The organism is Phenylobacterium sp. LjRoot225 (genome assembly GCF_964252855.1).
Taxonomy (GTDB): Bacteria; Pseudomonadota; Alphaproteobacteria; order Caulobacterales; family Caulobacteraceae; genus Phenylobacterium.
The window spans coordinates 46272-71833 of record NZ_CAXUPL020000007.1 but is presented as its reverse complement, the minus strand read 5'-3'; the positions used below and the strand labels follow the sequence as shown (position 1 = coordinate 71833).

21 protein-coding genes are annotated in these 25562 nt (G+C 67.4%); 8 read left to right on the top strand and 13 right to left on the bottom strand.

All coding sequences use genetic code 11. The annotated features are described in order from the left end of the window. Positions 1–92 precede the first annotated feature (92 nt). From paoC to ACSQ2B_RS25600, 5 genes are all read right to left on the bottom strand, one after another. A complete protein-coding gene (gene paoC / locus ACSQ2B_RS25620; RefSeq protein WP_436054241.1) occupies positions 93–2297 on the bottom strand; it encodes an aldehyde oxidoreductase molybdenum-binding subunit PaoC in 2205 nt (734 codons plus the stop codon). Further along, positions 2294–3250 carry an FAD binding domain-containing protein gene (locus ACSQ2B_RS25615; RefSeq protein ID WP_436054240.1) on the bottom strand — a complete coding sequence of 319 codons (957 nt, stop codon included), beginning with the start codon at positions 3248–3250 and terminating at the stop codon, positions 2294–2296. Before ACSQ2B_RS25615 ends, paoC begins: the two co-directional genes overlap by 4 nt. Further along, positions 3247–3885, bottom strand: a complete 639-nt coding sequence (gene paoA, locus ACSQ2B_RS25610; protein ID WP_436054239.1) for an aldehyde dehydrogenase iron-sulfur subunit PaoA — start codon at positions 3883–3885, stop codon at positions 3247–3249. Before paoA ends, ACSQ2B_RS25615 begins: the two co-directional genes overlap by 4 nt. A gap of 438 nt (positions 3886–4323) precedes the next feature. Beyond that, a complete protein-coding gene (locus tag ACSQ2B_RS25605; RefSeq protein WP_436054238.1) occupies positions 4324–5091 on the bottom strand; it encodes an SDR family oxidoreductase in 768 nt (255 codons plus the stop codon). A 202-nt stretch (positions 5092–5293) separates the two neighbouring features. Continuing rightward, a complete protein-coding gene (locus ACSQ2B_RS25600) occupies positions 5294–6754 on the bottom strand; it encodes an efflux transporter outer membrane subunit (RefSeq protein ID WP_436054237.1) in 1461 nt (486 codons plus the stop codon). A 47-nt stretch (positions 6755–6801) separates the two neighbouring features. Between ACSQ2B_RS25600 and ACSQ2B_RS25595 the strand changes: the two genes are divergently transcribed. From ACSQ2B_RS25595 to ACSQ2B_RS25570, 6 genes are all read left to right on the top strand, one after another. Further along, positions 6802–7428 carry a TetR family transcriptional regulator gene (locus ACSQ2B_RS25595; protein ID WP_436054236.1) on the top strand — a complete coding sequence of 209 codons (627 nt, stop codon included), beginning with the start codon at positions 6802–6804 and terminating at the stop codon, positions 7426–7428. An 87-nt stretch (positions 7429–7515) separates the two neighbouring features. Beyond that, on the top strand, positions 7516–8583 hold the full coding sequence (locus ACSQ2B_RS25590) for an efflux RND transporter periplasmic adaptor subunit (RefSeq protein WP_436054235.1): 1068 nt from the start codon (positions 7516–7518) through the stop codon (positions 8581–8583). Beyond that, positions 8580–11681 (top strand): efflux RND transporter permease subunit, encoded by a 3102-nt coding sequence (locus tag ACSQ2B_RS25585; RefSeq protein ID WP_436054234.1) that lies wholly within the window; start codon positions 8580–8582, stop codon positions 11679–11681. Before ACSQ2B_RS25590 ends, ACSQ2B_RS25585 begins: the two co-directional genes overlap by 4 nt. Before the next feature lie 297 nt (positions 11682–11978). Continuing rightward, positions 11979–12623 carry a recombinase family protein gene (locus ACSQ2B_RS25580; protein WP_436054233.1) on the top strand — a complete coding sequence of 215 codons (645 nt, stop codon included), beginning with the start codon at positions 11979–11981 and terminating at the stop codon, positions 12621–12623. Continuing rightward, complete coding sequence (locus ACSQ2B_RS25575; protein ID WP_436054232.1) at positions 12574–15567, top strand: Tn3 family transposase; 2994 nt, start codon at positions 12574–12576, stop codon at positions 15565–15567. The genes ACSQ2B_RS25580 and ACSQ2B_RS25575 overlap by 50 nt, the downstream gene beginning before the upstream one ends. A 311-nt stretch (positions 15568–15878) precedes the next feature. Continuing rightward, entirely contained in the window at positions 15879–16637 is a 759-nt protein-coding gene (locus ACSQ2B_RS25570) for an alpha/beta hydrolase fold domain-containing protein (protein ID WP_436054231.1), read from the top strand. A 133-nt stretch (positions 16638–16770) separates the two neighbouring features. Here the strand turns inward: ACSQ2B_RS25570 and ACSQ2B_RS25565 are convergent, their stop codons facing one another. The 3 genes from ACSQ2B_RS25565 to ACSQ2B_RS25555 all read right to left on the bottom strand — a co-directional run bounded on the left by ACSQ2B_RS25565 (position 16771) and on the right by ACSQ2B_RS25555 (position 20026). Further along, entirely contained in the window at positions 16771–18150 is a 1380-nt protein-coding gene (locus tag ACSQ2B_RS25565; RefSeq protein ID WP_436054230.1) for a transposase, read from the bottom strand. Between the two features lie 224 nt (positions 18151–18374). Next, a complete protein-coding gene (locus ACSQ2B_RS25560; RefSeq protein ID WP_436054229.1) occupies positions 18375–19430 on the bottom strand; it encodes an alpha/beta hydrolase in 1056 nt (351 codons plus the stop codon). Between the two features lie 386 nt (positions 19431–19816). Continuing rightward, a complete protein-coding gene (locus tag ACSQ2B_RS25555) occupies positions 19817–20026 on the bottom strand; it encodes a recombinase family protein (protein WP_436054301.1) in 210 nt (69 codons plus the stop codon). Between the two features lie 112 nt (positions 20027–20138). Here ACSQ2B_RS25555 and ACSQ2B_RS25550 point away from each other — a divergent pair, with 112 nt between their 5' ends. Continuing rightward, the gene (locus ACSQ2B_RS25550) at positions 20139–20417 is read left to right on the top strand and encodes a Tn3 family transposase (protein WP_436054300.1); all 279 of its coding nucleotides are present in this window, start codon (positions 20139–20141) and stop codon (positions 20415–20417) included. Here ACSQ2B_RS25550 and ACSQ2B_RS25545 read toward each other — a convergent pair. Beyond that, positions 20414–21241 (bottom strand): recombinase family protein, encoded by an 828-nt coding sequence (locus ACSQ2B_RS25545; RefSeq protein ID WP_436054228.1) that lies wholly within the window; start codon positions 21239–21241, stop codon positions 20414–20416. The genes ACSQ2B_RS25550 and ACSQ2B_RS25545 overlap by 4 nt on opposite strands. 235 nt (positions 21242–21476) lie before the next feature. Continuing rightward, positions 21477–21803 carry a hypothetical protein gene (locus ACSQ2B_RS25540; protein WP_436054227.1) on the bottom strand — a complete coding sequence of 109 codons (327 nt, stop codon included), beginning with the start codon at positions 21801–21803 and terminating at the stop codon, positions 21477–21479. Positions 21804–22104: 301 nt separating this feature from the next. Between ACSQ2B_RS25540 and ACSQ2B_RS25535 the strand changes: the two genes are divergently transcribed. Beyond that, a complete protein-coding gene (locus ACSQ2B_RS25535; protein WP_436054226.1) occupies positions 22105–22464 on the top strand; it encodes a hypothetical protein in 360 nt (119 codons plus the stop codon). A 264-nt stretch (positions 22465–22728) separates the two neighbouring features. Here ACSQ2B_RS25535 and ACSQ2B_RS25530 read toward each other — a convergent pair whose 3' ends face one another. From ACSQ2B_RS25530 to ACSQ2B_RS25520, 3 genes are all read right to left on the bottom strand, one after another. Next, positions 22729–22974 carry an excalibur calcium-binding domain-containing protein gene (locus tag ACSQ2B_RS25530; RefSeq protein ID WP_436054299.1) on the bottom strand — a complete coding sequence of 82 codons (246 nt, stop codon included), beginning with the start codon at positions 22972–22974 and terminating at the stop codon, positions 22729–22731. A 575-nt stretch (positions 22975–23549) separates the two neighbouring features. Continuing rightward, complete coding sequence (locus ACSQ2B_RS25525) at positions 23550–24602, bottom strand: acyltransferase family protein (RefSeq protein ID WP_436054225.1); 1053 nt, start codon at positions 24600–24602, stop codon at positions 23550–23552. Positions 24603–24775: 173 nt separating this feature from the next. After that, positions 24776–25459, bottom strand: coding sequence for an alpha/beta hydrolase family protein (locus ACSQ2B_RS25520; RefSeq protein WP_436054224.1), 684 nt, complete (start codon positions 25457–25459; stop codon positions 24776–24778). Between the last annotated feature and the right edge of the window lie 103 nt (positions 25460–25562).

Below are 25562 nucleotides of genomic sequence, written 5' to 3'. Positions count from 1 at the left end.
GCAGCCGCCGACGCCCAGGGCGACGGCGGTCACAAGGAAAAACCTCTGGAGCGCTGATGTCGTGCTGCGGCTCGCCAAAGCGCTGCGGGGGCTCATGCCGAGAGCGGCATTCGGTCCAGCAGCTTGTCCAGGGTGATGGGATAGTCACGCACCCGCACGCCGGTAGCGTTGTAGATTGCGTTCGCCACCGCCGCGGCGACCCCGCAGATCCCGAGCTCGCCGACCCCCTTCGCCTTCATCGGCGACGAGAGCGGATCGGTCTCGTCCAGGAAGATCACCTCCTGGCTTGGAATGTCGGCGTGCACCGGGACTTCGTACCCGGCGAGATCGTGATTGACAAAGAACCCAGTGCGCTTGTCGACGGCGAGCTCTTCCATCAGCGCGCCGCCGACACCCATGGTCATCGCGCCGATGACCTGGCTGCGCGCGGTCTTGGGGTTGAGGATCCGCCCGGCCGCGCAGACTGCCAGCATGCGCCGGACGCGGATTTCCGCCGTGTGCGCGTCGACGCCGACCTCGACGAAGTGCGCGCCGAACGTCGATTGCTGGTAGCGCTTGTCGAGGTCCCCGAACTCGATCCGGTCCTCGGCGACGAGCTCACCGGCCGCAGCCGCCTCCGCCAGTGGCCGTCGCGCACGGCCTGAACGGACCTCGCCGCCGACGAACTCCGCGCGTGCGGCGTCGAAGCCGAACTTCTGGGCGACCTGTTCGCGCAGCCTGGTGCAGGCGGCGTAGACGCCGGCGGTCGAGCTGTTGGCGCCCCACTGGCCGCCGGAGCCGGCGGAGACAGGAAAGCTGGAATCGCCAAGCCTGACCCGCACCTGATGCAGCGGGACGCCCATCATCTCCGCCGCGGTCTGGGCGATAATGGTGTAGCTCCCCGTGCCGATGTCCGTCATGTCGGTCTCGACGATCACGAGGCCTTCGCGGTCGAGCCGCACCCGCGCGCCCGAGGCCTGCACCGCGTTGTTGCGGAACGCAGCGGCGACGCCCAGCCCCACAAACCCGCGTCCATCCCGCATCTCGCCCGGCTTGCGCCGACGATCCCAAGCGAAGCGTTGCGCGCCAAGACGAAAGCATTCGGTCAGCCGGCGCTGAGAGAACGGCCGCTCGGGCTTCTCCGGATCGACCTGGGTGTCGTTGCGGATGCGAAACTCGATCGGATCAAGGCTGACCTTCTCGGCCATCTCGTCCATCGCGATTTCGAGCGCCATCATGCCTGGCGCTTCGCCCGGCGCGCGCATGGCGTTGGCCTCAGGCAGGTCGAGCGCCGCCAGACGCATCGAAGTCATCCGGTTCGCGCCCGCGTAGAGGAGTCGGGTCTGTGAGACGGTCGGCTCCGGTCCGCCACCCACCTGGTCGCCCGACCAGCCTTCGTGCGCGATGGCTGTGATCCGCCCGTCGCGCGAACATCCGATGCGGATCCGCTGGATGGTCGCCGAGCGATGGGTGGTATTGTTGAACATCAGCGGCCGTGTGAGCACCACGCGGACTGGACGGCCCGTGGCGCGTGCGCCGAGCGCCGCGAGTACGACGTCGGCCCGTAGGAAGAGCTTGCCGCCAAAGCCCCCGCCGATGAACGGCGACATCAACCGCACCTTCTCCCTGGGGATCCCCAACGCCTGCGCCAGGTCCGTGGCCCCCCAGTCGATCATCTGGTTCGATGTCCAGACGGAGAGCTCGTCGCCGCGCCAGACGGCGACGGTCGCATGCGGCTCCATCATGGCGTGCGACTGGCCGGGCGTGGCATAGGTGGCGTCCAGCTTCACGGGCGCCGCATCAAACGCTCCCCGGAAGTCGCCGACCGCGGTGTCGGCCTCGCCATACCAGTCGGGTTTAGGCGGGACCGCCGAGTCACGGGCAGCCGCGAGGTCGAAGCGTCCGCTGCTCGGCGTGTAGCGCACCCGAACCAGCTGCGCCGCGGCGCGGGCTTGCTCGAAGCTCTCGGCCACCACCAGCGCCACGGCCTGGTGGTAATGGCGAACCTCCCCGTCCGCGAGCAGGGGGGCGGTGTTGCGTGGACCCTTGACCAGCTTGCCGGCGTTTTTCGCCGTCACCACAGCGAGCACGCCAGGGGCGATGCGAGCGCGGGAGGTGTCGATCGACGCGATCCGACCCTTGGCGATCGCCGCGCCCAGCACGTAGCCGTAGGCCTGACCTGCGGCGACGTCATGCCGGTCGTTGGCGTAGGGCGCGCGCCCGGTCGTCTTCAGCCGTCCGTCGATGCGGTCAGCGGGCTTGCCGACCACCTTCAGCTGGTCGATGGGGTTCGTCGTTGCAGGCGTATCGAACTTCATGCGTCAGCTCCCGGCTGCGTCAGCACGCCGGCGAGCGTCCGCTCGGCGAGCTTCACCTTGAACGCGTTCTGGTCGGTCGGCCGCGCGTCGCCCAGCAATTGCGCGACGACGGCTCGTGCTCCCGACGGCAGCGCGGCGTCCGCCGCCTCGCGCCGCCAGGGCTTGTGCGCCACGCCGCCCAAGGCGACCCGGCCTGTTCCGTCCGGCTGCACGACGGCGGCCACCGACACCAGGGCGAAGGCGTATGAGGCCCGGTCGCGGACCTTGTGGTAGACTTGCCGGCCGCCGACTGGCTTCGGCAGCGTCACCGCGGTGATCAGCTCGCCAGGCCTAAGCGCCGTCTCAATGTGCGGCGTGTCGCCCGGCAGCTTGTGGAAGTCGGCGATCGGGATCGTCCGCGCCTGTCCCGCGGCGTCGAGCGTATCGAGCGTCGCGTCGAGCACGCGCATCGCCACCGCCATGTCGCTGGGATGGGTGGCGATGCAGGCCTCGCTCGACCCGATCACCGCCAATTGACGGCTGAAGCCGCCGATCGCCGCGCAGCCGCTGCCCGGCCGGCGCTTATTGCAGGGCTGGTTCGTGTCGTAAAAGTAGGGGCACCGGGTGCGTTGCAGCAGATTGCCGGCGGTCGTGGCTCTGTTCCGCAGCTGACCCGACGCGCCTGCCAGCAGCGCCCGGCTGAGCACGCCGTAGTCGCGTCGCACCGTCGGATCGGCGGCCAGGTCCGTGTTGCGGACCAGCGCGCCGATCCGCAGCCCGCCGTCGGCGGTCCGTTCGATCCTGTCGAAACCGACGCCGTTCACATCGATCAGGTGCGTGGGCGTCTCGATCTCGAGCTTCATGAGATCGAGCAGATTGGTGCCGCCCGCGATGAACTTCGCGCCGGGCGTCCGGGCCGCCTTCGCCGCCGCTTCGACGGGCGATGCCGCCCGTTCGTAGGTGAAGGCCCTCATGCCGGCCTCCCGGCGACTTCGGCGATCGCATCATGGATGTTGGCGTAGGCGCCGCAGCGGCAGATATTGCCGCTCATGCGCTCCGCGATCTCGACGCCTGTGGCCTGCGGCGGGTCGGTTAGGCTGGCGCTCACATGGCTCGGATGCCCGGCGCGGATTTCGTCCAGGACGGCCACGGCGGAGCAGATCTGACCGGGGGTGCAGTAGCCGCACTGGAAGCCGTCGTGCTTGATGAAGGCCGCTTGCATGGGGTGCAGCCGGTCGGGCGTGCCGAGGCCTTCGATGGTGATGATCCGATCGTCCTCGTGCATCACGGCGAGGCTGAGACACGAGTTGATGCGGCGCCCGTTCACCATCAGGGTGCAGGCCCCGCACTGGCCGTGGTCGCACCCCTTCTTCGTGCCGGTGAGATGGAGATGCTCTCTCAGCGCGTCGAGGAGCGTGGTGCGGGGATCCAGCTCCAGCGTCTCCGGCGCGCCGTTGACTTCGAAGCTCACCTTCATCACCGGATGCGGATCTGAACCGGCGGCCTGCGCCGCTGATGCCGCGGCGGTGACTGCTGCGGTGGCGGCGCTGCCGACCAGCAAGCCTCTTCGGGACAGCTCGAGGTCGAACCCGACGGGAGTGTCTTCCATTGCCTAGTCTCCTGAGCTGGCCGCAATCGCCGGCATGCGGAGCTGCGGGCGCGACCCACGCCCCGGACAAATGCGGGTCATGGATGGATCTGAGCCCGGATGATGCGCCTCCGGCTGGAGAATGAAGAGCCGGCGCACGTTTGATGGCGCGGTGAGCCGGGCTCATTGATCGAGCGCGTCACGTCAGGCGCTCTCGACAAGGCCACACGGCCCGCCGCAGCCGCAGGGTGGGCCTTCGCCTTCGCGAACTCCTGGCCGGTGACGCGGCCGACCAACCACCCGTCGCCGCCAAGCTGCTGGTGCAACGGTCGTACAGGTCGCCTTCGAGGCCGTGCGGTCGCCATCGGCTCGGCAGGATCCGGCCGTCGACGCTCGCGGCCATGTGGCAGATGAGGTAAGGCTTCCACCGGACGCTCCATGCGTGCGGTCGTTTCGCCGTCAAACCGTCTGGCCGCCATCGATGACCATGGCGTGGCCGACCACGAAGGCCGCCGCGTCTGAGCACAGCCAGACCACGGCCTCAGCGATCTCCTCCGGCGTCCCGGGCCGGCCCACCGGCTCCTGGTCCGCCACCATCTGTCGGCCTTCGGCCGTGCCGCCCGTGAACCGCTCCATCATCGGCGTGTCGACGAAGCCCGGGCAGACGGCGTTTACCCGGATGTTCGACTTCGCATAGTCGAGGGCGGCGGCCTTGGTCAGCCCGATCAGGCCGTGTTTGGCCGCGCAGTACGCCGCCTGGCCCGCGAAGCCTCTTACCCCGGCGCCCGACGAGGTGTTCACGATGACGCCCCCGCCTTGCTTCAGCATCTGCGGGATCTCGTGCTTCATCGACAGGAAGACGCCTCGCAGGTTGACGTCCAAAATGCGGTCCCATTCCCCGACCGAGAGGTCCACGGTCGCAATCAGGCCGTGTTCGACGCCCGCGTTGTTGAAGGCGAAGTCGAGCCGCCCGAGCGCTTCGACGGCCTTGTTGATCGCAGCCTCGATCTGATCCGGCTGCGACACGTCGCACTGGAGCGCGATCGCCTGGCCGCCGGCGTCCGTGATCAGGCGGACCGTCTGTTGGAGGGGCTCTTCGTCGAGGCCCGCGACAGCCACGCGCGCGCCTCTACGGGCAAAGGCCAAGGCCGCCGCCCGGCCGATTCCGGTTCCGCCCCCGGTCACGAACGCGACCTTGCCGGCGAAGATCTCCTGCTGATTGTTCATGAGACCGTTTCCCTTGCTCTGCTGGCGAGGCCCTGACGTGGCCACTCGCTTGCCCGAGAACGTAGTCGTCAACTCACGGCGCGATGAGCGGGTCCGGCCTCCATAAGGCCCTGAGCCGAATTCATCGAAAGGCCACTCACCAAAGAACGCGGCGCTGCCAATCACATCTCAGGTCGCGATCTACCCGCGCCATAGGTTTGCATCAGACAGGCCCGTCGCTCCCGACGGCGGCGACCGCCCGGGAGGCGTCCCAGCCTCCGCCGAGCGCGCGGGATAGCGCGACCCTCGCGCGGGCCGCGTCGGCCCGCGCGGTCGTCGCCTCATCCTGCACCTCGAGCAGGCGCCGCTCTGCGTCGAGCGCTTCGATCAGGCTCACCGCGCCGCCCTGGTAGGCCAATCTGGAGATGTCACGGGCCCGGGTCAGGGCCGCCTCGCTCGCCTCAAGCTGTTGCGCTTGCCGGCTTCGGCGGTCGCGCGTCGAAAGCCCATCCTCCACCTCGGCGACGGCGCGAAGCACAGTGGCCCGGTAGTCGGCGACAGCCTCGCGGGTGCGCCCCTGCGCGCCTTCCACCCGGCCGCGAGCGACGCCGAAATCAAACAATCGGCCCGAAAACCCCGCGCTCCCCGCAGTTTGCAGGGCGTTGCCAGCGAACAAGCCCGGCAACCCGGATGAAAGCAGGCCGACGAGGCCCGAGATCGTCACCCGCGGGTAGTAGTCGGCGACCGCCTGCGCCGCACGGGCGTCGGCGGCCGCGACCCGGCGCTCGGCCGCGATGATGTCCGGTCGCCGCCTGAGCAAGCCAGCCGGTCCGTCTTGAACGTCGACCGGGACCGCTGCGGGCAATCGGCCCTCTCCGAGCTCAGCCGCCGCCTGACCGGGCGCGCGGCCGGCGAGCACGTCAATCCGGTTGAGCGTCGGCTCCAGAGCGGCCTCGAGAGCCAGAATCCTGGCTCGAGCCGCAGCAAGGTCCGCCTCCACCTGTTCCGCTTCGAGGCGGGCGGCGGCGCCTTCCACGACGCGCAGCCGAACGAGCCGGTCCAGCTCGCCGAGGGTCCGGGTCCGCTCGTGAGCGATCTCGATCCGACGCTGCAGCTCGCGGGCGCCGATATAGGTGGTGGCGATCTCGGCGGCGACGGTGAGCCGGGCGCCGACGACACCCGCCGAGGCGGAGGCCTCGTCGGCGCGCGCGGCGAGACGCGCCGCAGACAGGCGACCGAAGAGGTCGATCTCCCATGAGGCCGCGGCGCTGAGGCCATAGAGATCCCCAGTTCGCTCATAACCGGGGAAAGTGGACGCGATGCGGGCGATCGGCTCGTCCAGCGATTGGCGCTGCACGGCGGCCGACCCGCCGAGGGTCGCCGACGGAAACGACGCAGACCTGGCTACCCTTGACGCTGCCGCCGCCTGCTGAAGACGGGCGCGGGCCGCTTCGACGTCCAGGCTCCCGACGAGGGCCTCCTCGACCAGACGGTTGAGCACCGGATCGTCGAAAGCTGTCCACCAGCGGTCATCCGCCTGCACGACAGCGCTCTGCGCGGTCCCGGACGCGATATTGCGGTAGGAGGAGGGCAGCTCGGTGAGCGGCCGGCTGTAAGGAGTTTGGCTGGCGCAGGCGACGAGCGATAAAGAACCGACCAGCACGACAGGCATACGCGAGATCATAGCCCGCCTCCTTGCCGACAATAGTATGACGAGATACATTAGTTTTCATGAAAAGCAAGCCGCCATCGGGTGCGGCCGCCCCCAGGCGCCCGGGCCGACCGACCGTCGATCGTCGCGAGGAGATCCTCGACGCTGCGCAGCGGCTCTACGAATCGATCGGCTTCGACAAGACGACCATCGGAGACGTGGCGCGCGAGCTCGGCATGTCTCCGGCCAACCTGTACCGGAGCTTCCCCAATCGCCAGGCGATCGACGAGGCGATCGCCCGCCGCAAGCTCTCGGCTATCGAGGACGCCGCATGGACCGCGGCCCGGGGAGGAGGAGACGCCGGCGCCGCCCTTCGCCGACTGAGCCTGGCGGTGCTGCGCGAGACGCGGCGGCTGATGTTCAGCGAGCAGCGGATGCACCACCTCTGCGCTGTGGCGGCGCGTGAACGGTGGCCCGTGGTCGATGCCTATCTTGATGGCCTGCGGGGCGCGGTGCGCCATGTCGTCATGGAGGGGCAGCGCTCCGGCGCATTCCGCAAGGCCGACGCGGAGGCTCTGGCGGACACGGTCGGCGCAGCCCTGACCAAGGTCTGGCACCCCTACATGCTCGAGGTGTTCGCCGATGAGGATCTGGAAGCCACAAGCGACCGCATTTGCGACCTGCTCGTGAGCGGCCTCTCAAATTAAGTGACTCATTACATCATTTTTCACTTTTCTGGGCGCTGACTTTCGACCTATGCTCCGCGGTATCGACTTGATCCGCAGGAGCGCCCGATGCGCCTCGCCCGTCCGCGCTCAGCCGCGCCCCTGATCTTCCTGACGCTCGCCGCGTGCGGGTCGGGGAAGGCGGCCTCCCCGCCAGCCCCGCCGCTGGTGCGGACCCTGGTGGTCGGCCAGGCCGACAGCGCCCCGATCCGTTACACCGGTGTCGTGCGCGCCCGGATCGAGAGCGACCTCGGCTTCCGGGTCGGTGGCAAGATCGTCGAGCGGCTGGTCGATCCCGGCCAGCGCGTCCGGCGCGGCCAGCCCTTGCTGCGCCTGGACGCCACCGATCTTCGGCTCGAGGCGGCGGCGGCCGTCGACGGGTTGAGGGCCGCCCAGGCGGAAGCCACGCGGGCCGACGCCGAGGAGGCGCGACTCCGCCGGCTCGTGGAGGCCGGCGCGGTTTCGCGCTCCGCCTACGACGTTGCGCTCGCGGCGGCGCGATCGGCCGGCGCCAACCTGTCGGCTGCGCGCGCAGGCGCGGGCCAAGCCGCGAACCAGCAGGGCTACGCAACGCTCCTCGCCGACGCCGACGGCGTGGTCACAGAGGTGCTCGCGCAACCCGGGCAGGTGGTGAGCGCCGGCGCGAAGGTGGTGCGGCTCGCCCGCGCGGGAGACCGTGAAGCCGCCGTCGCCGTGCCTGAGACCCAGGTCGCCACGCTGCCGCGCGTCGGGCGTGCATTCCCCTATGGATCGGAGACGCCATTGCCGGCTCGGCTGCGGGAGGTCGCGGGCGCGGCCGATCCCTTGACCCGCACCTATGACGCGCGCTTCGCGCTGGCCGATCCGGACCTCCCCCTGGGCGCGACGGTGACAGTCGAACTTCCCCGGCTGACGGCATCGCGGCTCGCGGTTCCCTTGTCTGCGCTCCACGATGGCGGCGCCGGTTCCGGCGTCTGGGTCGTCAGGTCGGGGCGAGTCACGTTCCGCCGGGTCCAAGTCGCTGCGCTCGGCGAGGAGACCGCCTCCATCGCCGCAGGCGCGCTCGCCCCTGGCGATCGCGTCGTTGCGCTGGGGGCGCAACTCCTGCGCGAGGGCGAGACGGTGCGCCTAGCGGATGCAGGGAGTCCGCGGCGATGAGAGGCCCCAACCTGTCCGCTATCGCCGTGCGCCAGCCGTCGCTGACGCTTTTCCTGATCATTGCGATCGTCGCGGCCGGGGCCCTTGCTTTCCTGAAGCTGGGCCGGGCCGAGGATCCCAGCTTCACGGTCAAGGTTTTGACGGTCAGCGCGTTCTGGCCGGGCGCCACCGCACGCGAGATGCAGGATCAGGTCGCGGACCGGCTCGAGAAACGGCTCCAGGAGCTCCGCTACTACGATCGCGTCGAGACGCAGGCCCGGCCCGGCGTGGTCTCGATGACGGTCACGCTCAAGGACACGACGCCGCCCGCCGCCGTGCCTGCGGAATTCTATCAAGCCCGGAAGAAGCTGGCCGACGAGGCGGTCAACCTACCGCGCGGCGTGATCGGGCCGGTCGTCAACGACGAGTATTCGGACGTCTACTTTGCGCTGTTTGCGCTCCAGGCCGACCGGATGCCGCAACGCCAGCTCGTCACCGAAGCGGAAGCCTTGCGCGAGCGGCTGCTGCATGTGCCCGGGGTCAAGAAGGTCAATATCATCGGCGAGCGCCGGCAGCGCATCTTCGTGGAGCTGTCCTACCGCCGCTTGGCCACGCTCGGGCTGACGCCGGACCAGCTCATCGGCGCGCTGTCGCAGCAGAACCTGCTGACCGCCGGCGGCGAGGTCCAGACCGGCGCCCAGTCGGTGAACCTGCGCGTGGACGGCGCCTTCGACGACCTCGACGCGGTGCGGGCGACCCCGGTCGCCGCCGGCGGCCGCAGCTTCCGGCTCGGCGACATCGCCGAGGTCCGCCGCGGCTACGAAGATCCCCCCCCCTATTTGGTCCGCCACGACGGCGCCCCCGCTCTCGTCCTCGGCGTCGTCATGCGCGAGCGCTGGAACGGCACGGCGCTCGGCGAGGCCCTGGCCGAAGCGGCCGCCGAGATCCGGAAGCAGCTCCCGCTCGGCCTCACGCTGACGCAGGTGGCGGACCAGTCGAAGAACATCGAGGAGGCCTACGGCGAGTTCATGGTCAAGTTCGCCGTGGCCCTGGCCGTCGTGATGGCGGTGAGCCTCGTCGCGCTCGGTTTCCGGGTCGGGCTCGTCGTGGCCGCCGCCGTGCCGATCACGCTCGCGGCGGTCTTCGTGATCATGCTCGCGACGGGCCGCGACTTCGACCGCATAACCTTGGGCGCGCTGATCCTCTCGCTCGGCCTTCTCGTGGACGACGCCATCATCGCCATCGAGATGATGGTCGTGAAGATGGAGGAGGGCCTCGACCGCCTGGCTGCCGCCACCTTCGCCTGGGGCGCGACGGCCGCCCCCATGCTCACGGGCACCCTGGTGACCGTGATCGGTTTCCTGCCGGTCGGTTTCGCCCAATCGACCGCGGGGGAATACGCCGGCAACATCTTCTGGATCGTGGCGTTCGCGCTGCTCGTCTCCTGGGTGGTCGCCGTCTATTTCACGCCCTACCTCGGCGTGAAGCTGCTGCCTCCGATCAAGCCAATCCCGGGCGGTCACGAAGCGATCTACGCGACCCCGCGCTACGCGCGCCTTCGGTCCTGGGTCGCCCGCTGCGTGGCCAGGCGGGGGCGCGTGACGCTCGCTGTCGTCGGAGCGCTTCTGGTGGCCGGCGCGCTTCTGGCTCTGTTCGTGCCCAAGCAGTTCTTTCCCTCCTCCGACCGCCCCGAGCTGCTGGTCGAGGTTTATATGCCCAAGGGCTCGAGCATCGAGACGACGGAGGCGGTCGCCCGGCGGGTCGAAGATGACGTGCGGCGGCTGCCGCAGACGCGCTTCGTCGACGCCTATGTGGGCGCCGGCGCGCCTCGTTTCTTCCTGTCGCTCAACCCTGAACTGCCCGACCCGTCCTTCGCGAAGCTCGTCGTCCTCACCAAAGGCCACCGCGACCGGGATGCCTTGCGCGAGGCGCTGGAGGCGAAGGTCGCCGCCGGCGCCTACCCCGAGGCGCGCGTGCGGGTGACGGGTTTGTTGTTCGGGCCCCCCGTGCCCTATCCGGTCGCATTCCGCCTGTCGGGTCCCGACGTGCGCCTGCTCCGCGCCTTCGCTGCCGAAACGGCGCGCGTCGTCCGCGCCAACCCGAACACGCGTGACGTCAACCTCGATTGGAGCGAACGCGCGCCCGCGGTGAGGCTGCAGTTCGACCAGGAGCGGCTTCGGCTCCTGGGGCTCGATCCTTCAAGCGTCGCTCGCCAGGTCGGCGCGCTCGTCTCGGGCGTCACGGTCTCGCAGATGCGGGCCGGCGACCGCACGGTGGACGTGGTGATCCGCGCGCCCGAGGCCGAGCGCCGCGGGCTCGCGGAATTGGACAACCTCACCGTCAGCACAGCCGACGGGCGGCCTGTGTCGCTGGCCAGCGTCGCTCGTCTCGTGCCGGAGTTCGAAGATCCAATACTCGTCCGGCGGGACCGGACACCGACGATCACCGTCCGCGCCGATGTCGTGGACGGCGTCCAACCGCCAGACGTCACCGCCGAGATCGTGCACGACCTGCGTGGCCTGCAATCGCGGCTTCCGGCGGGCTACGCGATCACCGCGGCCGGATCGGTCGAGGAGTCCGGCAAGGCCAACGCGGCGCTGGCCCCGATCTTTCCGGTCATGATCGTGCTGATGCTCACGGTGATAATGCTCCAGACCCGGTCGTTCCGGATGACCGGCCTAGTCTTCGCCACCGGGCCCCTGGGGCTGATCGGCGCCGTGCCGGCGCTGTTGGTGACCGGCACATCGTTCGGCTTCAACGCCATCCTCGGCTTGATCGGCCTGGCCGGCATCCTGATGCGCAACACCCTGATCCTCGTCGATCAGATCGAGGCGGAGCGCGCACGCGGCCTCGACGAAAGCGCCGCGGTCATCGAAGCCACAGTCCGGCGCGCACGGCCCGTGCTGCTCACCGCCCTCGCCGCCGTCCTCGCCTTCCTGCCGCTCACCCTCTCCACCTTCTGGGGACCGCTCGCGATCGTGCTCATCGGCGGGACGCTCGTGGGCACCGCACTGACCCTCTTCTTCCTGCCCGCTCTCTACGCTCTCTGGTTCCGCGTCGGCCGACACTCGCACGCCATTCCACCAGCCGCCCCGCTCGCCACGGAAATGAGACCGTGACCGGTCCCTTCACTCTCGCACGGGGCTCGTGACGGCCGGTCGGAGCGTCTGCTTTAGCCTGCCAACCCGGACATTCCACCAGAAGCGGCCGAAGGTCACAGAGGGGGGTCGCGAGCGGAAATCAGACCGCCTGCGGGATCGCGACGTTGGGGGCGATTGGGCTGTCGGCAAACACCTGTTTTCCGACTGCTCGGACCGGGGCGACCAACTCGGCGCCGCGAGGCCCCGCAAAATGCATGACAAACCCTGTCGGAATGACCTACCGTACGGAAACGTCGAGGCAAGGGTTTTCCGCACATGCTGGTCGGATATATGCGGGTCTCGACAGACGGTGACCGGCAGGTGCTGGACCTACAGCGTGACGCCCTGCTGCAGGCCGGCGTCGATGAGCGCCACCTGTTTGAAGATCACGCCAGCGGAAGCCGCGGGGACCGCGCGGGCTTGGCGAAGGCGCTGGCCTTCGTCCGACCTGGCGATTGCCTCGTCGTTTGGAAGCTGGACCGCCTCGGCCGCTCATTGCCACACCTGCTCGCGACGGTGAACGATCTCAAAACTCGCCAGGTCGCCTTCCGCTCGCTGACCGAACAGATGGACACGACTACCCCGCAAGGGGAGTTCCTGTTCCATGTCTTCGGCGCCCTGGCGCAGTTCGAGCGCTCGTTGACCCAGGAACGCGTCAATGCTGGTTTGGCCGCTGCTCGGCGGCGAGGGCGCCGTGGCGGACGGCCTGTTGCAATCGACCCGGAGAAATTGACCGCCATCGTCGCGGCGCTCGATAGCGGCGCCGCCAAGGCCGCCGTCTGTCGGACCTTCGGCGTCAAGCGGAGCACCCTGATCGATTCTCTCGCGCGTATCGGTTGGCCCTCGGGTTCAACGGTCCACGGAGACGGTCGTGACGAGACGCCAGCAATTGACGGAGCTCCAACTCGCCGCGCTGTATGACGCGCCTGTCGAACAGCGCGAGCTCGTCCGTCAGTACACATTGCCTAAAGCCGATCTGGCTGCGGTCGGGCGTTGCCGCGGCGACCACAATCGGCTCGGCTTCGCGCTGATGCTCTGTCACCTGCGCCACCCCGGCCGGCCAATCCGGGCCGGCGAGCGGCCGCCCGCCGCCCTGGTCACGTTCGTGGCTGAGCAGATTGATGTTCTGCCCGAGGCCCTGGACGAGTATCTGCGTTTCGACCAAAGCCGACGCCGCCACTCCGCTGAGCTCCAGGAGCGACTTCGGCTGCGCCCATTTGGCAGGCTGCCGGCCGCCGAGCTGGCCCGCTGGCTTCTTCCGCACGCCATCGAAAATGACCGGCTGGTCCATTTGGCGAAGCTGGTCGTGGAGGCGTGCCGCCAACGCGGGATCATCCTCCCGCTACCTCGGACGCTGGAACGCCTGTGCATCGACGTCCGATACGAAGCGCGCCGCGAGGTCCGGCGGCGCCTTACGGATGGGCTTTCGCCCGACCAGCGCCGCAAGCTCGACGAACTGACGCAGCGCAGAGAGGACACCAGTCAGACCTGGCTCGCCTGGCTACGGCAGATGCCCGTGGCGACGAAGCCGGCAGCCATGCTCGGCCTGATCGAGCGGTTGAAACACGTTCGCGGGGTTGGTCTTGATCCGGCGCATGGGCACCGCGTGCATCAGTCCCGCTTGGCCCAGCTCGCCCGTGAAGCCGCTCGCACCACGGCGCAACATATCGCGGGCTATGAGCGCCGGCGCCGCCAGGCGTCGCTTGTCGCGGTCGCCCTCGATCTGAGCGCCACCCTCACGGATCAGGCCATCGATCTCTTCGATCGACTGGTCGGCACGATGTTCCGCAAAGCCGAGGCGCGCCATGGCCGCGCCTTTCAGGCGGACGGACGGGCCATCAACGAAAAAGTCCGTCTCTATGCCCAGGTCGGCGCCGCCCTGATCGCCGCTCGCGAAACTGGGCAGGATGCGTTCGAGGCGATCGGCACGGTCATTCCCTGGGACCGGTTCTGTGAAACCGTGGCCGAAGCCCAGGCGCTGTCCCGGTCCGAAGAGTTCGACCCGTACCAGATGTTGGGCGAGCACTACGCCGGCGTTCGCCGATGGTCCCCGGCCTTCCTCTCGGCTTTTAACTTTCAAGGCGTCCCTGCCGCGGCTTCGCTGTTGCGAGCGATCAACCTCCTGCGAGAACTGAACGCCGGCCAGATCTCCAATCTTCCGAAGTCGCCGCCGACCGGCTTCGTCCGAGAACGCTGGGCGCGTCATGTGTTTGTCGATGGGTTGATCAACAGGCGCTACTATGAACTCTGCGTGCTCGCGGAACTGCGCGACCGCCTGCGCGCCGGCGATGTCTGGGTGGCGGGCAGCCGACGCTACCGCTCGTTTGAAGAACGTCTGATCTCCCCGGCAACCCTGCGGGAGTTGGAGGTCAGCGGAACCCTGCCGGTTGCGGTCGACGCTGATCTTGAGCGCTTCATCGATGCCCGGCGCGCGGCCCTGGACGGCCGCCTGGCGGCGATCAACGTCAAAGCGCAAAGCGGTCTGTTGCGGGACGTCACTCTCGAGAAGGGCGTCCTCAAGATCTCGCCCATCGAGAAGTCGACACCGCCGGAAGCCGAAGCCCTGGCAGCGCGGCTTTACGCGATGCTGCCTCGCATTCGGATCACCGATCTTCTGGCCGAGGTCGCCCGATGGACGCTGTTTCCTGAATGTTTCACCCATCTGCGCACCGGCGAACCGAGCGGCAATCCGCAGGTCCTTATGGCGACCCTGCTTGCCGAGGGCCTGAACCTGGGCCTGACGCGCATGGCCGAGGCCTGCGACGTCGGCAGCCTTGGTCAGCTCGCCTGGACGTCGGACTGGCACATCCGCGAAGAGACCTACGCCATGGCGCTCCAGCGCCTGGTCAACCAGCAGCAGCAGGAGCCGCTGGCCGCGCTGTTCGGGGGCGGGACGTCTTCCTCATCGGACGGACAGTTCTTCAAAGCTGGGGGGTTCGGCCGCGACGGCGCCAGTCACAACGCCCACTATGGCGGCGAGCCCGGCGGCAAGTTCTACACCCATGTCTCCGATCGCTATGCGCCGTTCCACACCAAGGTGATCGCCGCCACAGCGAGCGAGGCCCTGCATGTCCTCGACGGCCTGCTCTATCACCAGTCGGACGTCACCGTGCGCCGGCACCATACCGACGGCGGCGGCGATTCCGATCTCGTCTTCGCGCTTTGCTCGCTGCTGGGCTTTCAGTTCGCGCCGCGGATCCCGGATCTGAGGAGCCGCAAGCTCTACTGCTTCGACAAGCCCTCCACCTATCCGTCGCTTGAGCCCCTGATTGCCGGCCGGATCAACGTCGCCCTGATCCGCGCCCATTGGGCCGAAATCCTGCGGGTGGCCGCTTCCATCCGCACAGGGACGGTGACGGCGTCCCTGATCATGCGCCAGCTGGCGTCGTATCCTCGCCAGAACGGTCTCGCATCGGCGCTGCGGGAACTTGGCCGACTGGAGCGGACGCTTTTCACCCTCGACTGGATCGAAGACCCCGGCCTGCGCCGCGACGCCAGCCGTGAGCTGAACAAGGGCGAGGCCCGCAACAGCCTGGCGCGGGCGGTGTTCATCCACCGGCTCGGCGAAATCCGCGACCGCACCTACGAGAACCAACAGCACCGCGCCTCAGGGCTGAACCTTCTCGTCACCGCGATCATCCTCTGGAACACCCGATATCTCGGGCGGGCCATCGCCGCGCTGCGCGACCTTGAAGACGTCCCCGACGCGCTCTTGGAGCACCTTTCCCCCTTGGGTTGGGAGCACGTGAATCTCACGGGCGACTACGTCTGGGCCGCCACGGACGAGGGGGATGGCAGTGGTGATCGCCAAGACGGCTTCAGGCCGCTCAGATCGGCGCCCAAGGCCAACCTACTCGCCGCGTGAGTTCATGGGCCGTTCGTTAGTTCGGGCCAATCCGCTCAACCGCCTTGCCCAAACATGGGTACGCTGATTTCAGAAGACGGCATGCAGGGGGACCCATGACGACCGATCCGATAGCGCTCAAGAGACCTGAACAGGCGATTTCCGCGCCGAAGACGCTGAGCCCTCAGGCCCAGGCCTACCTGACTGACGCAGCCGCCCGGTTGCGGGCGTCCGGTCGGACGCGGGTGGAGCCGGAGCATATCACCGAGACCCTAGCGCCCATTCTCGACATGTTGCGGCCGCTCTCCGCCGCGTTCCAAGGCTCCGCCTCCATGATGGCGTTGCCGAGCGGCGGAGAGCTCCACCGAGCCAACCCCGAGGCAAGGCGGGGACGGTTGGCGGAGGTCGCATATTTCGACATCCATGGCGGCGGTTTCGTCGCCGGCGGCGGCGAGATGTGCGCATTGACGGCGAAGTTGAAGGCCGCCGACTACGGCGCGGAAGTGTTCTCGGTCGATTACAGGATGCTTCCCGACCATCCGTATCCGGCCGCCCTGGACGATTGCATGGCGGCTTATGCCGAGGTCCTGAAGAGTTATCCGGCATCGGCCGTGGTCGTCGCCGGCGCTTCAGCCGGGGGCAACCTCGCTGCGGGCCTGATGTTGCGCGCCCGCGACGAGGGGGTGCCGCTTCCTGCAGGGCTGCTGTTGCTCACCCCGGCGCTTGATCTCACGCTCGCGGGCGACAGCCACCAGACCAACCGTTACCTCGACGTGAACCTCTACGGAGGAGCGGACTTCATTCGCAGTCATGCGGGCGCTGAGGATCTCGAACATCCCTACGTCTCGCCCCTGTTCGGAAACTTCGCTCTGGGCTGGCCGCAGACGTTCCTGATGACGGGAACACGCGACCTGCTACTGTCCGACACGGTGCGCATGCACCGCGCCCTTCGGTGTGCGGGGGTGACCGCCGAACTCCATGTGATGGAGGCCGGTCCGCACGGCGGGTTCATGGGGGCCGCCCCGGAAGACGCCGAGATCATGGCCGAGGCTCGCCGGTTCACCTATTCGGCCTGGGGCATTCCGAGCTGACCTAGGAGTATCGGCTGGTTAGTCAGACCCGTCCAAACTCCGGTCGCATGCCGAAAGTCTTAGATGGGTCGATGTCGTTGAAAAAGGCCGCTGATCTTGGCGACGCCAGGTCGCGACAAATCTCCTCCGAGGCTCAGGCCGGGCAGGCCTGAGCGCGGAGCGGGATCAGCTTGGCGAGTTTGCGCAGGTTCTGGGCGGTGGCGGCGAGGAGGAACTCATCTCGAGCGCCGCAGGGGCCGCGCAGGCGCAGCCGGTCGAGCCCGAGGATGCGCTTGAGGTGGGCGAAGAGCATCTCGACCTTCTTCCGCTCGCGTCTGGAGGTGACGTAGGCGTCGGTCTTGGCGATGTCGCGCGCCATGTCTCGGGCGCCTTCATAGATCGAGCGCATGACCTTGCGATGGGGCTGGCCCGGGCAGCAGACCGGCTTCAGCGCGCAAGGCGCGCAGTCGTGAGTGCTGGCGCGATAGCGGATCATGTCGTCCTTCACCGACACCGCGCGGGGGACCTTGAAGGCGCGCCGGCTCGACTTCAGCAGCTTGCCGCCCGGACAGGTGTAGGCGTCCGTCGCGTGGTCGTAGGTGAAGTCGGCGCGGGAGAAGGTGTCGTCGTCGCGCTTCGACATGTCGAAGACCCGGATATGCGGCTCGATGCCCTGCTCGTGGACCAGCCAGTCGAGCATCTCGGCCGAGCCGTAGGCGGTGTCGGCGGCCAGGCGCTCGGGATACAGCCCGAGCCGCTCTTGGGTCCGCTCGACCATGGTGCGGCAGGCGGCGAGCTCGCCCTGGCGCACGGCGGTGGAGGGCTCGACGTCGACGATCACCGCATGGTCGAGATCGATCAGGTAGTTGGTGCAGTAGGCGAAGCTCGCTGGGCCGGCCTGCGCCGCCGTCCAGCGTGAGGCGGGATCCGACAGCGAGATGTACTTGGGCGTGACCGGCGTCGCCGCGCCGAAGGCCGCATCGTCCAGCACCGCCAGATACTCCTCGACCGCTCGGCCGGCGGCCCCTGGTGGCAGGCCCGCGGCGCCGTCGACCGCGCTCCTGTGCCGGCTGGCGTCGGCGCGGATGATGCTGGCGTCCACGGCGAAGCCTTCGCCGCCGACCAGGCCCTCGGCCATGCAGCGGCGCACCACGCTCTCGAACAGCTCGCGCAGCAGATCGCTCTCGCGGAAGCGCCCGTGCCGGTTCTTCGAGAAGGTGGAATGGTCCGGCACGTCGCCGTCCAGGCCCAGGCGGCAGAACCAGCGGTAAGCGAGGTTGAGGTGGACCTCCTCGCAGAGCCGCCGCTCCGAACGGATGCCCATGCAGTAGCCGATCAGGAGCATCCGGATCATCAGCTCCGGATCGATCGAGGGCCGGCCGATCGGGCTGTAGAACGACGCCAGGTGCGCCCGCACGCCATCGAGGTCCACGAAGCGGTCGATGGCCCGCAGCAGGTGATCCTGAGGGACGTGCCGCTCCAGCGAGAACTCGTAGAAGAGCGCACCTTGCTCGACCCGACGCTCGCCCATCATCGCCACGTCCTCCCGCCTTCAGCAGGAGTGAATCAGGCCGGAGTCACGGCTTCAACGGGCCTTTTTCAACAGCATCGGTCGAAATTCCCCGTTGGAACCACTGCCAACAAGCGGACATCGGAAAGGTCCGCTCGGCGGACGGGATCCAACTTCAGAACGACCCTAGTCGCACATTGCGCTAGTTTAAGTTGAGGTCCGCTCTGGTGTCAATGCGGACGAGCGCTCTACTTTGCTAAATGCTTCCGGAAAAACCGGATGATCGTCTCGTAAGCGTCCACCGCTTCGGGCGTCGCGGCGCCATAGAAGAAGCTGTGCCCCAGCCCGTCGAATACGTGCAACGACGCCTCGACGCCCGCTTGGCAAAGGGCGCGATGAGTGGCGAGCGCCGGGCTCAAGTCGAAGGCGCGGGTGGCGGTGATGAGCAGGGTCGGCGGGAATCTGGCCCGGAACGCCTCGGGAGAAATGTTGGGGTTGACCAAGGGGTCGTCCGAGCGAGCGCCCGCGAAATAGCCGACCTCGGCCTCTATGATAGACGTCATGATCCTGTCCGGCGGGTATTTTCCGGAGCCGACGGCCGCGAAGTAATCGCCGTCGCCTGCGCCGCCGGTCCCGGCGCTGAAGACGCCGATCGCGCCAGGCGTCGGAAGCCCGTGTTCGATGATCCAGGCGGTCGCCTGAGCTGTCAGCATGCCTCCCGCTGAGGCACCGCAGATCCCGATCTGACGGGGTGCGTAGTCCTTCAAGAGTTCGGCGTAGACCGCGGCGACGTCTTCGCTCGCCGCGGGGAACCTGTGTTCGTAGCCCTGGCGATAATCGACGGAGACCACCCGGAACCGGCCCATATGAGCCAGGGGGATCGACTCCATGCGGGCGACATAGGTCGCGCCTGAGTAAAAGGCGCCGCCGTGCAGGTTGATCAGCACCCGCTCCGGATCCAGCCCTTCCTTGGGAGTGACGACCTCGACGGGAACACCGCCGATGCGGTCAGGCGCGATATCGACGGGGAAGGTCTCCAGCAGCCTCTCCGAGCCGGGTCGGGCCAAGCCCTCATCGAGCATCTGCCGCATGGCGTCGACTGCGATCTTGAATTCGGCCTCGGACGTAAAGTCCTTCGCATCGACCAGGTTGATGCGCTGAGGGCTGCCGAGCATGGCCGCTAGCTGCGCTTTATTGCGCGCGCTGAGCGCCGCAGATAATGGCAGCTGGAACGCGCCCACGGATACCGTCCCGTCCACGCCGACTTCGAGCATGTCGCCTGGTTTCGGCTGTTCGGATGTCATCACCAAATCCTGTTCAATTGGCCTGCTGACTCAACTAAGCGCCCCAGCCTGATTGGGCCATATCTCTCAGACAGCGGCGTTCCGGCCCGATCGCATATTTCACGGGCGACCTCGCTGAGGCGATCCGAGTTAGGTCAGTCCTCCACGCGGCCAGTGTCGTTGAGTCTAGAACGCATCCCCGAACGGTCATTCCGAACGTCTGCAAACTGGTATCCGAACTACGACGTGGGCGGGATCCGTCCGATCGTCGCCTTGCTCACCCCGAGGACCTTCGCCCGGTGACGCACGCTTTCGCCTCGCGCGCGCTCCTGGGCGGCGAAGGCGCGCTGAGCGCCTGAGAGTTTGGGCCGACGTCCCAGTTTGACGCCCAGTGCCCGCGCCCGGTCTCATCCCTCTGTCGTGCGCGACCGGATGAGCTCTCGCTCGAACTCAGCCAGGCCACCAAGAACCGGGAGCATCAGACGTCCATGAGGCGTCGTGGTGTCGGCCCAGGCGTCTCTGAGCGAGCGAAACTGTGCTCCGCGGTCGCTGATTGTGGCCAGCAAGTTCAGCAGGTCCCGGGTCGAGCGTGCAAGACGGTCCAACCTGGTCACCATAAAGAGCACGCCGCATCCAGCGGCTCGCAGATCCGCGCCTGCGCCTCGACGCTCTGCCCATCGGTCGAGACACGTGCGTAGCCGATGATCATGCATCGCTTTTTGAGACTCGCTGGCGCTCTGGAACACTCTGTATATGGACCGAGCCGTCGAGCATCTTCGGTCGCGCGAAGTGTCTGTCCCTGATCACCTTCTCGCCCATCTGTCTCCGATGGGTTGGGCGCACATCAGCCTCACCGGCGACTATATCTGGGCCGCGGCGGATGCAGGGGATGGCAGGGGCGATCGCCAGGACGCCTTCAGGCCGCTCAGATCGGCGCCAAAGGCCAACTACTCGCGGCGTGAGTTCATGGTTTGTCCGCTTATGCGACAAAATTGGGCCGTTCGTTAGTTCGGGCCGATACGTCGAGTTCCCTTGTTCCACACGTAGTAGCCAAGTGAGAGTTCGCTCGTGAGGATGGAGCGCACCCTAGGGTGCGTCCAACTCCGACCGTTGTTCGTGGGGACCCCGCGCTGGTTGAGATGGCGGGCGATAGCGGCAAGGCGCCAGCCGTCACCGGTAAATAACCGGAACACCTCGCGGATGACTCTGATCTCGTGCTTCGACCCGCGGAGGAAGATAACACGCTCACCAGACAGCGCCTTGGTTTCGCCATCCTTCAGCTCGGTCCTAACGGAGCCGTTCTTTTGGATGAGGACCCTGCGGACGCCATATGGTCGGCTCCCGCCCTGTTTGTACCCAAGCCGCGCCTGTTGGAGCTGAGCCCGCAGAACCTTCTCGGAAAGCTCGCGGCTGTACTCACCAGCCATCACGCGTTTGAGGTTCTTGAGGATATTGGAGACCGCGGCTCCGTCGTTCTCAAAGGGTTCGGCACAGTAGTTTACAGTCACTCCGGCCTCTCGGCAGAGGAACTCGTAGTGCGCGGCTTGGTCAGGGTCCTGGAAGCGTCCCCAGCGGCTCACATCGAGCACCAGAACCGCTTCGAATGGACAGTCCGGTCGAAGCACATCCGCGAGGAGCTGTTTGAGGCCTGGTCGGCCGGCGAGCGTCAGCCCACTTTTACCGGGGTCGGCATACGTCTCGACCAGCTTGTACCCGCGAGTGATCGCGTAGGCGGCGATGACGGCAGCTTGGTTTTCGAGTGAGTACCGCTGGTGCTCCGTCGACATGCGGAGGTACTGGGCGGCGTGAACTGGCGTCTGGGCTTCCGTCATGGCAGCCTCCGAGCTTTGCGCACAAGCTGCGCCCGGAGCACGAACGTCGTTAGTCAATTGCTCTTGAAGGCGGCTGCCGCGGTCGGCGGAAGGCCTGCATAAGCGCGCTTGGGCGCGAGCGCCCGGCCCGGCCGAAGTTCGTAGATTTTCGCTTATGCGCGGTTCCTGTTACCCCGAGTGAGCGCCTCGCCCGCTAGAATCCGACGCTCACATCGATGCAGAAAACAGGCTATCCCTACCGGTCCGAGCCGGAGGAGGCCGGCTTCGCACGAGGGGCTGCTGCAATGTCAGCCGCCTCTGCGTCTCGGATGCTGCGGCTAACGTTGAGCCGGATCAGCATCTCGGCCGCAGGATGCGCGGCGCGGATAGCCGCCAGGCGCGGCTCCCAGTCTCGTTGCGCCAAGTTGTTGGTCTCGCCCACCAGCAGCACGCACCATTCGTGCTCCGCTCTTTCCGCAATCAAGTAGGTCACGCCGATCGGCCTCAGGAACGCCTCGGCCTCGAGCTGAAAGAACGAGTAGGTCTGGCCGGATGCGCCGGCGATATCGATGCGGTTGCCCATGACGTCGGACCACTAACTCGTTCCCGAGTCGAGACTTTGGCCGAAACACCCCGGAACACCACGGCTATCGCGGCGAAGGGTCAGTGCTCAGGTCCGAACGGCGTCAGAACGCTGATGAGGCGCCGGGTGAACACCCGAGTCGAGCGAGGGCGGAGGCGCGCCAAAAGGAGACCTGGGCTTCGCTCCAGATTCCTGACGTTCGCACGGATGACCGAACGGGACTCACTCCTCTAGCGACATTGCGCCGACGCAGAAAGAGGTGCAATCTGAGCGGGAATTTTGGGTTGTGGAGCCCTGCGCCATGAGCAATAGGATCCGTATTGGCCACTTGCGGCGCAATGCGCTCGTGTATGTTATGGTTGGGAATTTTCTGCAGGCGATGAACGTAATACTGGGGCTTATCGCTGTACTGTTGACGCTCACGGTTTCTTCGAAGCCATTTGGGACTACTGTCAATTACGAGCTCTTGGGTTATTTCGCAGCTGTAGCGACTGCCGCCCTGACCTTCGTAAGGGCAGAGACGCGCGGAAAGGATTGGTCAAGAGCTGGCCGGCATCTGGAGGATGTGATTGCCCGCTATGACGGCGAACCGACTTACCCCTATGCTGACGTAGTCAGGGCACGGGACGAAGCAGTCAAGATCGCTGCGGGGGAGGCTTGAACTAGCTCCGGCCAACGTGGGTGCTCTTGGTCATCGAGATGGGCGCGGTCCACTCGCCACCCTACCCGGCCCTACGGAACGTCCGCTCGAGGAGCCGTCGCCAAGCGCTGACCAGGTCCGGCCGGCGCCATTAGCAGAAATTGGGACCGCTCCAGTTTCCGGACCTTCGCTCAGGCGCCTCAAGGGGACTTAGACCCATTTGCCAGCGCGTGCCGCTAGCAGGTGCTGTTGGTTACGACGGGCGGAACCGCGCGGCACGCCCAATCACCGCCCGCGATAAGGCTCGCAGGCTGTTCCGTCGTCGTCCCGGTCGAGTTGAGACGAATAGCCTGGCTGGCCACGATAGAGCGGGGCCGCACCCGCCGCCCGGGCCTCTCGGCAAGTGCGGTATCGAGGCGCGTAGTTCGCGGACGCCACGGCGCGAGGAGCGATCGGAGCGAAGCTGCGACGCGAACTTGCTTGAGCCGGCGCATAGCCGCGGCCGCCCTGAGGCGCCCATGACGCACGCATCATCTGGCCCACTGCTCGCCCCGAGATCGTGCACGCTGCCATCACGCGGTCATAGGACTGCGCCCCCGCGGTGCAGGTCGCCATCTTGCCGAGCGCGATCCGCTCAAGCGCCGCCTTTGCCGCTGGCCCGCCGGCAGACCCGAGTTCGGCTGCGTAAAAGTCTTCGAGCCGCACCTCCGCCCAGAAACTAGGGCCGCTGCCGACGGCCACACAGAACGAGTCGCCGTCTAGCACCCGCACGACGGCGCCAGAGAAGCTGCGGCCAGGCTGCAGGTACGCCGGAACTGAGCCGCCCTCCGGAATTGCTTTGCAGGGGTCGGCGTGTGCGCTTGCGGCGGCTGATAGCCCCAGCGCACACGCCGCGACTGCAATCGCCCACCCAACGCTGGAGCTTGGCTTACGCATAGGCAGGCACCCTTGAACTGTTGGCGATCGGAATACAGCCACCAGCTTGGCCATGGGGCCCTATCAAAGGAGCGATTCATTGAGCGGCGAATGGGCGCGCCGGCGACGCCCCCCCGCGCCGCGCTTAGACATGAGCCGCGGGGGTCGCGATCCCAACATCAGCTTCGGCTCTAAGGACGCTCCGGCGCGGGACTCGGCGGGGCGGCGGATCGTCCTGCAACGAGGACCGAACCGTGGGCGCGTTGCAGACGCTTGAGCCATGCGCGCGCCGGCAGGTCGAAGACCTTGTCGACGACGAGGGCGAGCGCGGTGACGACGACCAGGAAGCTGACCGCGACGGTCGGCGATGGGTTGAACGGTATGGCCGCCCGGACCAGGACCGAGAGCGGCACGTGGATGGCATAGATCGCGTAGGAGGCGACGCCCGACAGGACAACGATGGTGCGCACGCCTCGACCCGGCGCAAAGCGCGCGCCGACGTAAACCAGGATCGGCAGAATGCCGAGCAGGAGGAGGTCGCGCACGCGCGTCGCCATCTCGGTGCGGATCGGCGACGGCAGGGCGAACAGGAAGACCACCACGGCGCCGAGCAGGACCGGAGCTGCGACGCTCTCGCGTTGCGCCGGGCGCGGCGCATGCCGGTACAGCAGGACGCCGGTGAAGAAGCCGAAGATGACGCGCAGGGTCGCGATGATCGCGCCGCTCCACATCGAGCCGGTGGCCGCCCCGCCTCGCAGCAGGACGTAGGCGATGATCCCGACGGCGGCGCTAGCCACGAGGGCGACGAGCCATCGGCCGCGGAGGAACCGCCAGCCCACGGCGAACATGATGTTCGCCGCGAGCTCGTAGACGAGCGACCACATCGGAAAGTTCAGCGGATAGAGGTGCCCCCGATGGGGGACCGGCAGGAAGGCCAGCCCGAAGGCGACGCTTTCGGCGGCGCGCCCTATCGGCAGCGGCCGAACCAGCAGGGTCAGGACGCCGAGCCCAAGGCCCAGAATGTAGAGCGGATAAAGGCGGATCAGCCGGTCCACGACGAACTGTCGGATGGAATAGCCGGTCGCGAACCGCCGGTCATAGGCGTGCGCGAGCACAAAGCCGCTGATCATGAAGAAGAGATCGACCGCGGCGTGGCTGCCTTCCCATTGGGTCGACTTGCCGCCAAGCGTCGGGATGTGGACCAGGACGACGCACAGGGCCGCCACGCCGCGAAGACCATCCAAGGTTTCATAGCGAGTCGATCCGGTCCCCATATTTCGCCCTTGGGGGAACACTGTGTCAAGACAAAGGTCGATTGCGCGGCGTGGACAACTTGGCCGCGCAGAGCCCGTTTCGACCGCACCCGTGCTCGAGATCAAGTGCCCGGTCCTCCCGGCGCGCCGAAGCAATCCCGCCGTCAGGCCTGATCGGCGCAGCGGGCCGCCATCCAGGTGGTCGTGTCCGCCAGGGCCTCGCCCAGGACCTCCGCGTCCTTTCGACCGCTTTTCGCCGGCACGTGGAACGAATGGTCGGCGCCCGGAATGATCTGAAGGGTCGCGCGAGCGCCGATCCGGCCGACAACGCCCTGCAAGAGCGCAAGCTCGGCAAGTGCGTCTCTGGTCCCCTGGACGAACAGCATTGGGACGGAAATCTGAGAGAGATGCGCGGCCCGCTCGACAGACGGCTTCCCGGCCGGATGCAGCGGGAAGCCGAAAAAGACCAGACCGCAGACGTGATCCAGCGGCGATTGCGCCTGCGCCTGGGAGGTCATGCGACCGCCGAAGGATTTGCCGCCCGCGAAGAGCGGCAGGTCCCCGGCCCGGTCCAGCGCCACCGCCACGGCCGCACGAACCGTCGACTGCGCAACGCTGGGCGAGTCCACGCGCTTACGTCCGAGCTCCATGTAGGGGAACTGATAGCGGAGCGTCGCCACGCCTAGCGGGTAGAGCCCTTCGGCGATGGCCGTCATCGAGCGATGGCTCATGCCGGCTCCGGCGCCGTGGGCGAGCACCAAACATGCGTGTGCGGCGTCCGGCGCCAGCCAGAGACCCGAGACCGCTTCGCCCTCGCGGATGGGGATTGAGATGGGCTGCGCCGACATGGTGCGACCTTAGCTGATCCCGGCGCGCGGCTGAATCGACATGCCGCCGAGGGGCGCGCAAGGCAGCAGAAAAGGTGCGGGGATCCAGCTAAACTGAGACGTC

Excerpts from the sequence above, each read along its gene's own strand:
- ACSQ2B_RS25540 (WP_436054227.1), bottom strand. The coding sequence starts at position 21,803 with ATGGGCAACCGCATCGATATCGCCGGCGCATCCGGCCAGACCTACTCG.
- ACSQ2B_RS25585 (WP_436054234.1), top strand. The coding sequence starts at position 8,580 with ATGAGAGGCCCCAACCTGTCCGCTATCGCCGTGCGCCAGCCGTCGCTG.
- ACSQ2B_RS25535 (WP_436054226.1), top strand. The coding sequence starts at position 22,105 with ATGAGCAATAGGATCCGTATTGGCCACTTGCGGCGCAATGCGCTCGTG.
- ACSQ2B_RS25600 (WP_436054237.1), bottom strand. The coding sequence starts at position 6,754 with ATGATCTCGCGTATGCCTGTCGTGCTGGTCGGTTCTTTATCGCTCGTC.
- ACSQ2B_RS25560 (WP_436054229.1), bottom strand. The coding sequence starts at position 19,430 with ATGACATCCGAACAGCCGAAACCAGGCGACATGCTCGAAGTCGGCGTG.
- ACSQ2B_RS25565 (WP_436054230.1), bottom strand. The coding sequence starts at position 18,150 with ATGATGGGCGAGCGTCGGGTCGAGCAAGGTGCGCTCTTCTACGAGTTC.
- ACSQ2B_RS25580 (WP_436054233.1), top strand. The coding sequence starts at position 11,979 with ATGCTGGTCGGATATATGCGGGTCTCGACAGACGGTGACCGGCAGGTG.
- ACSQ2B_RS25615 (WP_436054240.1), bottom strand. The coding sequence starts at position 3,250 with ATGAGGGCCTTCACCTACGAACGGGCGGCATCGCCCGTCGAAGCGGCG.
- ACSQ2B_RS25595 (WP_436054236.1), top strand. The coding sequence starts at position 6,802 with ATGAAAAGCAAGCCGCCATCGGGTGCGGCCGCCCCCAGGCGCCCGGGC.
- ACSQ2B_RS25545 (WP_436054228.1), bottom strand. The coding sequence starts at position 21,241 with ATGACGGAAGCCCAGACGCCAGTTCACGCCGCCCAGTACCTCCGCATG.
- ACSQ2B_RS25520 (WP_436054224.1), bottom strand. The coding sequence starts at position 25,459 with ATGTCGGCGCAGCCCATCTCAATCCCCATCCGCGAGGGCGAAGCGGTC.
- paoA (WP_436054239.1), bottom strand. The coding sequence starts at position 3,885 with ATGGAAGACACTCCCGTCGGGTTCGACCTCGAGCTGTCCCGAAGAGGC.
- ACSQ2B_RS25590 (WP_436054235.1), top strand. The coding sequence starts at position 7,516 with ATGCGCCTCGCCCGTCCGCGCTCAGCCGCGCCCCTGATCTTCCTGACG.
- ACSQ2B_RS25555 (WP_436054301.1), bottom strand. The coding sequence starts at position 20,026 with ATGGTGACCAGGTTGGACCGTCTTGCACGCTCGACCCGGGACCTGCTG.
- ACSQ2B_RS25570 (WP_436054231.1), top strand. The coding sequence starts at position 15,879 with ATGATGGCGTTGCCGAGCGGCGGAGAGCTCCACCGAGCCAACCCCGAG.
- paoC (WP_436054241.1), bottom strand. The coding sequence starts at position 2,297 with ATGAAGTTCGATACGCCTGCAACGACGAACCCCATCGACCAGCTGAAG.
- ACSQ2B_RS25530 (WP_436054299.1), bottom strand. The coding sequence starts at position 22,974 with ATGCGTGCGTCATGGGCGCCTCAGGGCGGCCGCGGCTATGCGCCGGCT.
- ACSQ2B_RS25605 (WP_436054238.1), bottom strand. The coding sequence starts at position 5,091 with ATGAACAATCAGCAGGAGATCTTCGCCGGCAAGGTCGCGTTCGTGACC.